Here is a 217-nt window from a genome sequence, read left to right on the forward strand (position 1 = left end):
TGAACGCCGGGATGAACATCAACTACCTCATCCACAACACGCTGTGGGTGCCGGGCCACTTCCACCTCACCGTCGGGACCGCGGTCGCGCTGACCATGATGGCCGGGACCTACTGGCTCTGGCCGCAGATCAGCAACAAGCCGATCTACAGCAGTCAGATCGGGCTGTTCCAGGTCGTGCTCTGGTTCATCGGCATGGCGCTGATGTCGAACGCGAT

Annotated in this window: 1 protein-coding gene; it reads left to right on the plus strand. The window is 61.3% G+C overall.

Annotated features, from left to right (window positions below; all coding sequences use genetic code 11):
• Positions 1-217 (plus strand): cbb3-type cytochrome c oxidase subunit I (locus tag EXE44_RS19785; protein ID WP_199241319.1); only part of this gene is annotated, 217 nt, incomplete at both ends.

The sequence above is a fragment of the Halorubrum sp. SS7 genome, from assembly GCF_005435055.1.
Classification (GTDB): Archaea; Halobacteriota; Halobacteria; order Halobacteriales; family Haloferacaceae; genus Halorubrum; species Halorubrum salinarum.